Here is a 12,812-nt window from a genome sequence, read left to right as displayed (position 1 = left end):
CTATGTTAGAACCCACCCATCAAACCACGATCGAATCCCTAACCGAAGCCGAAGCCGCCGAGGAACTCGCGCGCCTGGCGCAAGAGATCGCCCATCACGACGCGGCCTACCACACCCACGATGCGCCGGAGATCACCGACGCCGATTATGATGCCCTGCGCCGCCGCAACGCCGCGATCGAAGTCCGCTTCCCCGAACTGATTCGCCCCGATTCCCCATCCAGTCGTGTCGGCGGAGCGCCCGAATCCGGTTTTGCGAAAATCCGTCACCGCGTGCCTATGCTGTCGCTCGACAACGTCTTCGACGCCACTGAGTTCGCTGAATTCTGCACACGGGCCAAACGGTTTCTTGGTCGTACTGAACCATTGGTGTTCGTCGCCGAACCTAAGATTGATGGCTTGTCGATCAGCCTGACCTATGAGCATGGCCATTTCGTGCGCGGCGCCACCCGCGGTGACGGCACGGAAGGTGAGGACGTCACCGCCAACCTTCGCACCATGAAATCGGTGCCCGACCGGCTTCACGGCGAGGCGCCGGCCTTCATCGAAATTCGTGGCGAGGTCTTCCTGACCAAGGCCGATTTCCTGGCTCTGAATCAATCGCAAGCCGAGGCCGGCGCCAAGATCTTCGCCAACCCGCGCAATGCCGCCGCCGGCAGCCTGCGCCAACTGGATGTCAAGATCACCGCCGGCCGGCCCTTGTCGCTGTTCGCCTATGCCCAGGGCGAAAGCAGCGAGCCCGTCGCCACCACCCATTGGGATTATCTGCAACGACTGAAAGTCTGGGGCTTCGACGTTAACCCGCTGTCGAAACGCCTGGGCAGCGAAGCCGATGCCGAAACATTCCAGAGTGAAATCGGGCTGGCACGATCCGGCCTGGGCTACGACATTGACGGCGTCGTCTACAAGATCGACGACCTGGCCTTGCAGCGCCGCCTGGGCTTCGTCGGCCGAGCCCCACGCTGGGCGACGGCGTGGAAGTTCCCGGCGGAGCAGGCAACGACCGTGCTGCGGGACATCCGCATCCAGGTCGGCCGCACCGGCGCACTGACCCCCGTCGCCGAACTGGAACCCGTCAACGTCGGCGGGGTCCTTGTTGCTCGTGCAACCTTACACAACGAAGATGAAATCGCCCGCAAGGACATCCGCATCGGTGACACCGTGGTGCTGCAACGCGCCGGGGACGTGATCCCGCAGATCGTTTCCGTGGTAACCGACCGCCGTTCGGAAGGATCGACCCCCTACGTTTTCCCCGACATATGCCCGGCCTGCGGCAGCCACGCCGTTCGCCCGCCCGGCGAAGTCGTCAAGCGCTGCACCGGCGGCCTGATCTGCCCGGCGCAACGGGTCGAACGGCTGATCCATTTCGTCTCCCGCCCTGCCTTCGACATCGATGGTCTCGGTGAGAAAACCATCCAGGAATTCTACAACGAAGGCTGGCTGCACGGTCCCGCCGACCTGTTCAAGCTGCCGGAACGCGAGGCAGAAATCGCGACGCGCGAGGGATGGGGCAAACTGTCGGCGGCCAACCTGTCCCGAGCGATCAGGACGCGGCAGACCGTGCCGTTGGAGCGGTTTATTTACGCCCTCGGCATCAGGCGGATCGGCGCCACGAACGCCAAACTGCTTGCCCGTCACTACGGAAGTTTCGCCAACTGGCGGACTCAGATGCTGGCCGCGACCCAGCTCGGATCGGACGAACGGCTGGAATTGGGCAGCATCAGCGGCATCGGCCCCACGATCGCCGAGGAACTGACGGACTTCTTTGGTGAGGCCCGCAACATCGCCGCCCTGGACGAACTCGCCGCCGAACTGACCATTCAGGAGGCCGCCAAGGCCGACGCCGCCGACAGCCCGATCGCCGGAAAAACCGTGGTATTCACCGGAACTTTGGAAACCATGACGCGCCCGGAAGCGAAATCCCGAGCGGAGTCGCTGGGCGCGAAGGTAACCGATTCGGTATCGAAGAAGACCGACATCGTGGTCGTCGGCGCCGACGCTGGATCGAAAGCCCGCAAGGCGGTGGAACTCGGTGTCCGCACCATGACCGAGGCCGAATGGCGGGAACACGTCGGGTAGCAATCGTCGCCGATCCCAACCAACGCCCGGCCATGTCTCCTTGTCATTGCGAGGAGCAAAGCGCCGCGGCAATCCCCCGCTACGCCTCTTTCGCCGTCATGGCCGGACGTATCCCATAGGCATCGGGATAGAGATGCCGGGCCATCTTCGCACCGGCCGGCGAAGCGTGGATGGCCGGGACACGCCCGGCCATGACGGATGCATAACGAGATCATTCATAGCGTATGGGGAGCAACGTGCCGTTAACGGATAGACAACGACACGCTTGCTCGCACCACCCGACCCGGCAAGAACCGTTCTACGATCCCCGAACCTTGTACCAAGGGTGCGGCAACCCCGGCATCCTGACCCGCACCGTGTACACCGATGTAGAAGCCGTCAGAAGCAACGTCCGCAGATCGGGACCGCCGAAGCTGATATTCGCGCAAACCTCCGGCGTCTCGATGATGCCGATCCGCGTGCCGTCCGGCTCAAACACCCAGACGCCGCCGGTGCCCGTGCAGAACACGCGTCCCGCTTCATCCACCTTCATCCCGTCGGGAACGCCGTTCGTTCCGTCAGCCGACATATCGGCAAAAACCCGTCGCCGCACCATGTTGCCCGAAGCATCCAGTTCCAGCGCATGAATATACTGGGTCCACCGCGTGTTCGCGACATACAGCGTGCGCTCATCCTTCGACAGCGCCAGGCCATTCGGGTACTCGAATTTAGCCACCAGGGAGACACCGCCATCGGGTGCGATCCGGTAGATCCCCGCCTGGTCCAGTTCCCGTTCGGCCAACGGAACGCGCAGGCTGGGATCGGTGAACAGCAACGATCCATCGGAATGGCAGATCACGTCATTGGGGCGATTGAGCCGCTTCCCCTCGAAACGATCCAGCAGGACCGATACGGTTCCATCGCTTTCAGTCCGCGTTACCCGCCGTCCATCGCCTTCGCAATTGACCAGGCGCCCGAGCAAATCGAACGTCGTGCCATTGCCGCCAAGCGTGTCCCGGACTTTCTCCGCCGGTTGCCCCAGCACCATGCGATACAGCACGTTGCTCCGCACATCGACGAAGTAGAAAAAGCCATCAGGATGCCACAGCGGCCCCTCGGTGAAGACGAACCCGGACGCAACGCGTTCCAGCGCCGTGGTTTCCAGGACATCGGACAATGTGGTCATCGCTTCCTCCGTTTTGGCTGTCGGCAGTAAACACCGCCCCGGTCAGCGCGCCAACCTTCACACATCCGCGCCGATCTGCCACACCTGCCCAGAACGATGGGGAGATAGCGTCGCGATGAAGGTCTTCGTCTTCGATCTGCTGGCCTATGACCGGCATCTCGACCACCTGAAGGTTGGCAGCGAACTGCCCTACCCGCTGGGCAAGGCGCATTTCGACGCCGCCACGGCTGTCCGCACCTACGAGGAACATCTTCAGGCCTGGGAAGAAATGGATCGCCTCGGCTACGACGGTGTCGGCTTTAATGAGCATCACACCTCGCCCTACGGGCTGATGAATTCGCCTAACCTGATGGCGGCCGCGGCGGCGCAGCGCACCAAACGCCTGAAACTGCTGATTTACGGCAATCTGTTGCCCCTGCACGAACCGCTGCGCCTCGCCGAAGAACTGGCGATGATCGACTGCCTGTCCAACGGGCGGCTGATCTCGGGTTTCGCGCGTGGCATCCCGCGCGAGTACCAGGTCCACAACGTGCCCATGGCGCTGTCGCGGGAGCGGTTCGAGGAAGCCTACGACATCATTCTTGGCGCCTGGTCCGACGACGTGTTTTCGTTCACCGGCAAGTATTGGTCCTACAAGGATGTGGCGCTTTGGCCTCGTCCGGTGCAGCAGCCTGGGCCGCCGGTATGGATGCCGATCGTCGGCAGCCGCGAATCCATCGAATTTGCCGCCCGCAAGAATATTCCCATCACGCCCGGTCTCGCACCCGGCGGCCTGCGCGAGGACATCATCCGCCTCTACGCCACCATTCAGGCTCGGCATGGCCGGACCGTGACGCCGGATCATCTGTCGATCGGCGTCAGTGCCTATGTCGCCGACAGCAAGGCTCAGGCGGTAAAGGAAAACGGCCCCTACCATCTGTATTTCAACCGCACCTTGTTCAGTCACGGTAACTTCACCGAAACCGCCATCCAGCGTGAACATGGCTACGTCAGCGCCAATTCCACCGATTACGTCCGCCAGGAAAACCTGAAGCAGGCGGCGCATTCGCGGGAAGACTTCCGCAACATGACCATGGCGGATGTCGAGCAGCGCGCCGAACACATGCCCTGGGGCCGGCCCGATGAAGTAGCCGAACGCCTGATCGCCGAGGCGGACAAGACAGGCGCCAACACGCTGCTGGTGAGCCTGAACCGCGGATCCATGCCGCACGATATGTTCCTGGAACAGATCCGTCGTTTTGGGCGCGAAGTGATGCCTCGGTTGCAGGCGCATCAGGTCACGCGCGTTCCCATTGCCGAAGCCGCCGTGACGAAGGCGGCGGAATGAAGGACTTCGCTTGTGATGCGGTGGATCGACGCCACGTCATGGCCGGATGATCGCCGTCACGGACCCATTTTAGGAGAGCGCGTATGCTGCTGCAGCACCAGACCTGGCAGGAAGTCGAGACCTACCTGACCCGGTCCAAAGGAATCATCCTGCCGATCGGCTCGACCGAACAGCATGGCCCCAACGGCCTGATCGGCACCGATGCGATTTGCGCGGAGGTGCTTGCCCGCGCGGTCGGGGAGTCGGCCGGCGCCATGGTCGGGCCGACGATCGGGGTGGGTATCGCCGTGCACCACATGGGTTTTGCCGGTTCGATGACCGTGAAGCCCTCCACCCTGATCGCGATCATCCATGATTATGTGCTGTCCCTCGCCCGGCATGGTTTCCGCCGCTTTCTGTTCATCAACGGCCACGGCGGCAACATCGCAACCGTCCAGGCGGCATTCTCCGAGATTTACGCCGCGTTCGAGGGCGCATTCGGCACGGCGCGCAACGACGAATTGCGGTGCCGGCTGGCCAATTGGTGGGACGGGCGCGCGATGAGCGACCTGGCGAAAGAAGTGTTCGGCGACGACGAAGGCAGCCATGCGACAGCCAGTGAGGTCGCGCTGACCCAATACGCCCTGCCGGAAACCATCAAGCAGGCGACACTCGATCCCGCTCGGGCGCCCTCGGGCCGGTTCCATGGTCCGGCCGATTACCGCCGGCGCTTTCCGGACGGCCGGATCGGATCGAACCCCGGGTTGGCCACGCCGGAGAAAGGACAGCGGTTCTTCGACACTGCCGTGCCGGAATTGGCGAAGACATATGCAGCGTTTGTCGGGGAGAATGCCTGAGCCGGACGAGCCCGAACCCAAGGGAAATGTGACCCCCTCTCGGCCGCGCGGGCGAGAGGGGGAATGCTGAGATCGCCGGAGGAGATTCGCCTCCCACCAGGTGTCGTCATCGACGCCACGGCAGGCTTTTAAGGCGGATGACGCGGGATGTAGATGGATGAAGGGGATTCGCGGTTGTTTCGCCGGTGAGTGAACGGATCGTCGGCTGCGCTTTCAGGGGCGCCAATGGGCTCGGTCATGGGTTCATCGAAAGGGTCTATAGGAACGCCCTTGCCCACGACATACGAAAGTCCGGGTTAGGTGTCGTCCAGCAGCGTGGCACCGTGGTCTTTTACGACGACGTAATTGTCGATGAACACACCGCCGGCCTGATAGTCGAGGATCAGGTCATCATCGAACTCAAGGTCGTCGGCGCCCTGAGCGACGTGTACACCTCGCAAAACCGAAACGACTTACGGGCGACCGGCAAGCTCCGATGCCTGCTGATCAGCTGCGGCCAACCCAAAGTTGAAATCCGCCGCATCACCGCCCAAGCCTGATCACAAAAGGAATCCCCTTTATCCCCCCTTATCCCGCGTCATCCGCCTCAAAAAACGAAAAGCCACCATCACAGAACCAAATCGAAAACCCGCGATGGCCGCCAATACGACATGGCCGAACGCCGCTGTTCCTAGACCGAATCAGACCCCATCCGCGTGCCCTTCGGCTCCCGTCCCAACGCCACCGAAACGGCGATCACCACCGCCACGATCCCAACCACGATCGCCAGTGCCATGCCGTAATTGCCGTCGAACCGCTCCGCCAGCCATATCTGGATGTTGGCGTTCGCTGCTGCCAGGAAGTTGCCCAACTGGTAAACCAGACCCGGGAACGTGCCGCGGATCGATGCCGGCGACAGTTCGTTCAGGTAGACCGGCACGACACCCCACGCCCCCTGCACGCACACCTGCATCACGAACGCGCCCAGCCCCAGCATCGCTGGCGTGGTCGAAAACGCCCACACGCGCAGCGCCGGCAGTGCCAGCAACGCCGCGATCACAATGGCCCATTTCCGCCCGATCCGCTGCGACAGCGTGCCGAAGCCGATGCCGCCCAGGATGGCGCCGACATTCCCGACGATGGTGATCAGCGAGATCCGATCCGCCGCAAGATGATGCTGAGCCCCCAGGAACTGGCTGGGATACAGATCCTGCGACCCATGGCTGAAGAAATTGAACGCCATCATCACGATGGCGGCGAACACGACCAGCCCGGCGTGCTGGCGCAGCACCGTCCAGATGCCGACCTTGCGCTGCTGCTGGGTGCGAGCCAGCCAGTCCGGACTCTCCGGCACGGTGCGGCGGATATAGAACACCAGCAGCGCCGGGACCACGCCCGCCATGAACATCCCGCGCCATCCTAGCCACGGCAGCGCCAGATACAGCACCGAGGCCAGCATGTAGCCGCAGGGGTATCCCGCCTGCAGCAGGCCGGATACCGTACCGCGCCACTTCGCCGGCACGCTCTCCATCGTCAGGGAGGCACCGACGCCCCACTCGCCCCCCATCGCCACGCCGTACAGCGCGCGCAGGATCAGGAACACCGCCAGCGTCGGGGCCAGGCCGGAGCAGAACTCCAGCAGCGAATAACACAATACGTTGACCATCAGCGTCGGCCGTCGCCCATAACGGTCGGCCAGCCGCCCGAACAGCACCGCGCCGATCGCCCGGCATGCGAGCGTCAGGGTGATGGCGAGGGCGACACTGCCGATCGGGGCGCCGAAGGTGGCAGCGACCTCCCGCAGCACGAATGCCATGATGAAAAAGTCGAATGCGTCCAGTGTCCACCCCAGAAAGGCCGCGAGGACGACATGGATTTGCGCCCGCGTGGGCCGGTCCGCGGTGTCGGACATTGTCGTTCACTCTCCTGGAAGCACGTGGCCGAACAGCCGTGAATGGGGGCCGCTGTCTTTATGGTGTCGGATGACGAAACCGCGATGGGCACGGTCGCGAAATTTGACGTGATGACGGGGCGGCGTTTGTCCGAGCGCGTCGTCACCATATGCCGGCGGATGAACAGCAATGAGGAGGACCAGGCATTGACATGGACGCGGATCACGGAGCCGGAGACGGTCGCGGGCCTGCTGCCAGCCTGGCTGGGACGCCGGATGATCGGATTGCGGGGGACGTTCGGGCTGCTGCTGACAACCGGCGACGTACTGCGCCTGACGTCGATCGCGGCCGCCCACCAGTCCTCGGAAGGGATCGTTCTGCTGGATGTGCTGCTGGATGACCCCGGTGTGCCCGAGGGCATCGACCTGGCCTGGCGGTCGAAGCATTTCCTGGGATCGCCGGTGCAAGGCGCGTCGGTGGCGACGGTGAACCTCGCCCAAATCGTCGCGGCGGTCGAGTTCGCGGTGGCGGAAATGGCAGAGAATCCCGATGACAAATCGGTGCCGTTTGATGAAGCGCTGCGGGAGGACCGGGACGATGTGCGCATCGAAGCCGTCGGAGGTATGGAGGCGTAGGCATCACGTCGGCGCGACGCCGAACCGGCCGAGGCCGGGAAGCTTCACCGCCGGCCGGCGGATGTCGATGCCGGCCACGGCCCCCAGGATGTTGATCTCAAGCCCGTCGACCCAACCGAACGTCACGCCGCCGTAGCCGCCGAATGTCAGTCGCACGCCGGTGCGGCCGGGCGTCAGGCGGAGCCATTTTCCGTCGTACGGAAAATCCTTGCCGATCGCCGTCGGCGGCAAGGCCGCCCGCATGTCCGGCACGGCGTCCATGACGGCGGCGACGAAGGTGTTGGAGTTGGGTCCAGGCCACACGTGATAATCGCCGGGGTTGCGCCAGGTGTACCGCTCGATGGCCGCCTGTATCCTCGGCACCAGGGCCGCGGCGGCGTCGCCGTCCGCCGCGAAGACGATTTGCGGGGCGTGGCCGAACCAGCGCCCATCCGGCTCGAAGCCATTGACCCGGATCGGCCATTCGCCCCAGGCAGTGTAGTCGTAACGGGTATAGGACGGCGCCCCTTCCGGTTTAACAACGATCCAGCTATGCGACGCAAGGATGCCGCGCCACCGAACGGTCTTGGCGGAAAAGACGCGCACGACCGCGGCCCGGTGGCGAACAGGGTCCGGCAGGACACCGGTGCTGGATCGGTCCGCCGTTCGCCAGCCTGCACCGGTCCCGCCAACGGCATACAGAGCCGCCGAGGCGGCAATGGGCAGGACATAGAACAGCGCGAACAGCGCCAGGAAGGCTTTCAGGAGGGCGATCATAGCCCATAGATTGCCGCCGGGGGATGAAACGACAACCCGCGTTATGCGCAGACGGGGTTCATCGGCAGGAATGCATCCGACGCCGGCAACGTGCCGACCGCGGTGTAGTAGTCCCACGGGTAGTGGCTCTCATCGGGTCGTTTCACGCGATACAACGTGACGTCGTACAACAGCCGCCCATCGGCACGCAACGTCGCGGGGCGGCCGAAATACGCCACCGGCATCGCCCGCATCGCCTTGTTCACGGCGATCGGATCGTCGGTGCCAGCCTGCGCCATCGCCTTCAGGAAATGCAGCGTGCAGGCGTAATTCAGCGCCTGGTTCTTGGTCGGCATCGCCTTCCGTTCCGCCATGAACCGTTTGGCGAACGCGCGCGAGTCGTCGTTCTGGTCCCAGTAGAAACTCGCCGGGAAGCTCAGCCCCTGGGCGACGTCAAGGCCCAGCGCATGGATGTCGGTGATATAGACCAGGTAGCCGGCCAGCCGGGCCCCGTTCTTGCGCAGGCCGAATTCCGCCGCCTGCTTGATCAGGTTGACCTGGTCGCCACCCACCGCGGCGATGCCGATGATCGACGCGCCGGACCCCTGCGCCTGCACGATCTGCGAGGAAAATTCGCTGTTGCCAATGGGGAATTTCACATCGCCGATGACTTTGCCGCCGTTCGCCTCGATCGCCTTGGCGGTCATCGATTCCAGCGCCGTGCCGAAGCTGAAATCCACCGTGATGAAGAACCATGTGCGGCTGTTCGGCCCGGTCATCAGCTTGGCCACACCGCTGGTCAGCGCATGCGTATCGTCCGCCCAATGGCTGCTGGTGGGCGAACAGAATTTCGAGGTGAATTCGCTGATCGCCGAGGCGGTGATCATCACCGTCCGGGCCTTTTCCCGAGCGACTTGTTGCACGGCGAGGGCGACCGGTGTGACGGGCAGGTCGATGATCGCATCGACACCGGAATCGTACCAGCCGCGCGCGATGGACCCGGCCACGTCGGGTTTGTTCTGCGTGTCGGCGTGCAGGATGTCGATTTTCCGGCCCAGCACCACGCCACCGAAATCCTGTGCCGCCATACGGGCGGCGGCGATGTTCCCGACCCCACCGCTGTCGGTGTACGGGCCGTTCTCATCGGTCAGGACCGCGACCCGCACCGGACCAGTTTGCGCCGCTGCTGCCCTGAACGCCGGTGCAATGGCCGCGCCGCCAAGCACGGCACGCCGGCCGATTGTGTTACGCTGCATGCCCGATTCCTCCTGGCCGCTATTCTGGCGGTCTTTGTTCGCCTTCGGCAATCACGGGCGGCTGGGATCGAACCGCTTGGCCAGCGCGCTGCCATACGTTCCGTAAGCGGTCTGCCGCTGGGGGATGCCGGCGGCATAGGCGGTGACGTTCTGCCGATAACGGGTCTCGAACATGAACGCCAGCGTGCCTTCCAGCTTGTGCGGCTTCAGGTCGGCATGGCTGGCGGCGTCGAAGGCGGCTCTGTCCGGGCCATGTGGCAGCATCGTATTATGCAACGAAAATCCACCCGGCACGAAGCCGCCGCCGGTCTTGCCGTCATAGACCCCCTGAATCAGGCCCATGAACTCGCTCATGATGTTCATGTGATACCAGGGCGGCCGGAAGGTGTTTTCGGCCACCGCCCAGCGTTCCGGGAAGATGACGAAATCGATGTTGGCGGTGCCGGCGGTCTCACTCGGCGACGTCAGGGTGGTGAAGATGCTGGGATCGGCATGGTCGAACAGCAGTGGCCCGACCGGGGCAAAACGGCGCAGATCGTATTTGTACGGCGCGTAGTTGCCGTGCCACGCCACTACGTCCAGCGGCGCGTGGTCCAGGTCCGTTTGCCACAAGGCGCCGCCCCATTTGACTACCAGGCGGCAGGGGGTGTCTCGGTCTTCGTAGGCCGCCACCGGAGTCAGGAAATCGCGCGGGTTGGCCAGGCAATTGGCCCCGATCGGGCCGCGTTCGGGCAGGGTGAAGGCGCCGCCGTAGTTCTCACACAGATAGCCGCGCGCCGGCCCGCCCGGCAATTCCACGCTGAATTTTATCCCACGCGGGATCACCGCGATTTCACACGGGGTGATGTCGATGATCCCGAACTCGGTGCGCAGCCGTAACGCGCCCTGCTGCGGGACGAACAGCATCTCGGCGTCAGCATTGTAGAAGTATTCGTCCGTCATCGATCGCGTCGCCAGGTAGACGTGGGCTGCCATGCCGGCCTGCGTTCCGGCATCCCCCGCCGTGGTGATTGTCCGCACCCCATGCAGAAAGGTCAGCGCCTCATCGCCCAGCGGGATCGGGTCCCAGCGCATCGGCGCGGGCGGGACCTGGATTTCGGCGCAGGGGGCGGTGCGCCACAGGCCAGGATCGACCGGCTGGAAGGTGCCCCAATGCGCCACCGTCGGGCGGATGCGGTACAGCCAACTGCGTTGGTTGCTGGCGCGCGGCGCGGTGAACGGCGATCCGCTGATCTGCTCCGCATACAGCCCGTAAGCACAGCGCTGCGGCGAATTGCGCCCGACCGGCAATGCCCCCGGCAGCGCCTCGGTCTCGAAACCGTTGCCGAAACCTGACTGGTAACCGGTGGTCGTGATCGACAGCGCGGCGATGTCGTTCATGGGACGATCCTTTCCTGCCCGCCGCGATCTCACACCCTCACCGCCGCCGGCGCCAGTACCCTGGTTCGGGGTGGGATCGTGCGATACCTTCGGTGAGAGGAACCAAGGGAGACCGTCGATGAAGGGACTTTCCGGCCGTCGCGTCCTGCTGACTGGCGGTGCCAGCGGGATCGGCAGGGCCACGGCGATCCGCCTGGCCGAGGAAGGATGCCGGGTCGGCATCCTGGACATCGACGAAGCCGGCGCCGCCGCCACCATCGCGCGCTGCCCCGGCGGGGCGTGGTTCGCCCGCACCGACATCACCAACCGAACCAACGTCGAAGCCACTGTAGCCCAATTCGAGACCGAAATCGGTCCGATCGACTTCCTCGCCAACATCGCCGGCTGGGAACGGTTCCGCAACTTCCTGGACACCGACACGGCCCTGTGGGACCGCATCATCGGCATCAACCTGTATGGACCATTGCATCTGCACCATGTTGTCCTGCCGGGCATGGTCCAGCGCGGCTTCGGCCGGATTGTTAACGTATCCTCCGACGCCGGGCGCGTCGGGTCCTCGGGTGAAGCGGTCTACTCCGCCTGCAAGGGCGGCATCATCGCCTTCACCAAAACCGTGGCTCGTGAAGTCGCCCGCAAGGGCATCACCCTGAACGTTCTGTGCCCCGGCCCGACCGACACCCCATTGTTCGACGAATTCAAGGCCGGCACGCCCGACGGTGCCAAGGTGGGCGAGGCGATGGCGCGTGCCGTTCCACTGAAGCGGATCGGCCAGCCGGAGGACTATCCAGGCACCATCGCCTTCCTATTATCCGATGACGCCGCCTACATCACCGGCCAGACGCTCAGCGTATCCGGCGGCCTGACTATGTCGTAACGAAAAAGGAAAACGCCGTGACGGAAATCGATGGATACGAGGTTCTGGGCCTGGGCCAGTATTTCGAGGACCTGCCGGTCGGCCGCAAATTCCGCACGATCGGCCGCACCCTGACGGAAGCCGATCTGGTCAACTTCATCGGCGTGACCGGCATGACCGAGGTGCTGTTCTCCAACACCGAATTCCTGCGCACTGAAAGCGACATCACCCAGCGCGTCGTCCCCGGCGCCATGGTCTACGCCTTCGCCGAGGGTTTGCTGGTGCATGCCACCATGCAGCACACCGGCTTCGCCTTCCTGAACATGGAACTGAACGTTGCCGGCCCGACTTTCGCCGGCGACACCATCCATGTGGAGTGCGAGGTCGTGGAAAGCCGCCGCAGCGCTAGCCGCCCGAACCGCGGCCTGGTCCGCACCTTCAACCGCGTCAAGAAGCAGGACGGTTCGGTTGTCATCACCTACAACCCGCTGCGCATGGTGAAGGCACGCGGCACCGGCGGCTGATCAAACCAACGGATGTGGCCCTTGAGCTGTCGGTAACGTTGTACCACCGCCATGGTGGGCGAAGGCCTCTACAACCGGGCACCTTGGTAACACTTCAGACCGGGCACATGGGTAACAGGTTTCCTGATTTGTTTGCACCAATTGTCGCGCAT

Annotated in this window: 12 protein-coding genes; 7 read left to right on the top strand and 5 right to left on the bottom strand. The window is 63.9% G+C overall.

Annotated features, from left to right (window positions below; genetic code table 11):
• Positions 1-2: 2 nt before the first annotated feature.
• Positions 3-2,078 carry an NAD-dependent DNA ligase LigA gene (gene ligA, locus GSQ89_RS29765; protein WP_158931742.1) on the top strand — a complete coding sequence of 692 codons (2,076 nt, stop codon included), beginning with the start codon at positions 3-5 and terminating at the stop codon, positions 2,076-2,078.
• A gap of 298 nt (positions 2,079-2,376) precedes the next feature.
• On the opposite strand, the gene GSQ89_RS29760 is transcribed toward ligA, so the two are convergent.
• Positions 2,377-3,243, bottom strand: a complete 867-nt coding sequence (locus GSQ89_RS29760; protein WP_158931741.1) for an SMP-30/gluconolactonase/LRE family protein — start codon at positions 3,241-3,243, stop codon at positions 2,377-2,379.
• A 115-nt stretch (positions 3,244-3,358) separates the two neighbouring features.
• Here GSQ89_RS29760 and GSQ89_RS29755 point away from each other — a divergent pair, with 115 nt between their 5' ends.
• The 3 genes from GSQ89_RS29755 to GSQ89_RS29745 all read left to right on the top strand — a co-directional run bounded on the left by GSQ89_RS29755 (position 3,359) and on the right by GSQ89_RS29745 (position 5,945).
• Complete coding sequence (locus GSQ89_RS29755) at positions 3,359-4,570, top strand: LLM class flavin-dependent oxidoreductase (protein ID WP_158931740.1); 1,212 nt, start codon at positions 3,359-3,361, stop codon at positions 4,568-4,570.
• Positions 4,571-4,653: 83 nt separating this feature from the next.
• Positions 4,654-5,406 carry a creatininase family protein gene (locus GSQ89_RS29750; protein ID WP_158931739.1) on the top strand — a complete coding sequence of 251 codons (753 nt, stop codon included), beginning with the start codon at positions 4,654-4,656 and terminating at the stop codon, positions 5,404-5,406.
• Positions 5,407-5,591: 185 nt separating this feature from the next.
• Positions 5,592-5,945 (top strand): GxxExxY protein, encoded by a 354-nt coding sequence (locus GSQ89_RS29745; RefSeq protein WP_158931738.1) that lies wholly within the window; start codon positions 5,592-5,594, stop codon positions 5,943-5,945.
• A 131-nt stretch (positions 5,946-6,076) separates the two neighbouring features.
• Here GSQ89_RS29745 and GSQ89_RS29740 read toward each other — a convergent pair whose 3' ends face one another.
• Positions 6,077-7,297, bottom strand: a complete 1,221-nt coding sequence (locus tag GSQ89_RS29740) for an MFS transporter (protein ID WP_158931737.1) — start codon at positions 7,295-7,297, stop codon at positions 6,077-6,079.
• Positions 7,298-7,339: 42 nt separating this feature from the next.
• Here GSQ89_RS29740 and GSQ89_RS29735 point away from each other — a divergent pair, with 42 nt between their 5' ends.
• Positions 7,340-7,912, top strand: coding sequence for a hypothetical protein (locus GSQ89_RS29735; protein WP_158931736.1), 573 nt, complete (start codon positions 7,340-7,342; stop codon positions 7,910-7,912).
• Between the two features lie 3 nt (positions 7,913-7,915).
• Here the strand turns inward: GSQ89_RS29735 and GSQ89_RS29730 are convergent, their stop codons facing one another.
• From GSQ89_RS29730 to hmgA, 3 genes are read right to left on the bottom strand one after another with little or no spacing between them, the layout of a single operon-like run.
• Positions 7,916-8,668: a DUF3750 domain-containing protein gene (locus GSQ89_RS29730; protein WP_158931735.1), complete on the bottom strand. Its 753-nt coding sequence runs from the start codon at positions 8,666-8,668 to the stop codon at positions 7,916-7,918.
• A 41-nt stretch (positions 8,669-8,709) separates the two neighbouring features.
• On the bottom strand, positions 8,710-9,903 hold the full coding sequence (locus GSQ89_RS29725; protein WP_158931734.1) for an ABC transporter substrate-binding protein: 1,194 nt from the start codon (positions 9,901-9,903) through the stop codon (positions 8,710-8,712).
• Positions 9,904-9,954: 51 nt separating this feature from the next.
• Positions 9,955-11,283 carry a homogentisate 1,2-dioxygenase gene (gene hmgA, locus GSQ89_RS29720; RefSeq protein WP_158931733.1) on the bottom strand — a complete coding sequence of 443 codons (1,329 nt, stop codon included), beginning with the start codon at positions 11,281-11,283 and terminating at the stop codon, positions 9,955-9,957.
• Between the two features lie 118 nt (positions 11,284-11,401).
• Here hmgA and GSQ89_RS29715 point away from each other — a divergent pair, with 118 nt between their 5' ends.
• Both GSQ89_RS29715 and GSQ89_RS29710 read left to right on the top strand, forming a co-directional pair.
• Positions 11,402-12,157: an SDR family oxidoreductase gene (locus GSQ89_RS29715; RefSeq protein ID WP_158931732.1), complete on the top strand. Its 756-nt coding sequence runs from the start codon at positions 11,402-11,404 to the stop codon at positions 12,155-12,157.
• Between the two features lie 17 nt (positions 12,158-12,174).
• A complete protein-coding gene (locus tag GSQ89_RS29710; protein ID WP_254073425.1) occupies positions 12,175-12,660 on the top strand; it encodes a MaoC/PaaZ C-terminal domain-containing protein in 486 nt (161 codons plus the stop codon).
• The last annotated feature ends 152 nt before the right edge of the window (positions 12,661-12,812 follow it).

The sequence above is a fragment of the Acidisphaera sp. S103 genome (assembly GCF_009765975.1).
In the GTDB taxonomy this organism is placed as follows: Bacteria; Pseudomonadota; Alphaproteobacteria; order Acetobacterales; family Acetobacteraceae; genus Rhodopila.
The sequence above is the reverse complement of the archived record's forward strand: the minus strand, read 5'-3'. Positions and strand labels throughout refer to the sequence as shown.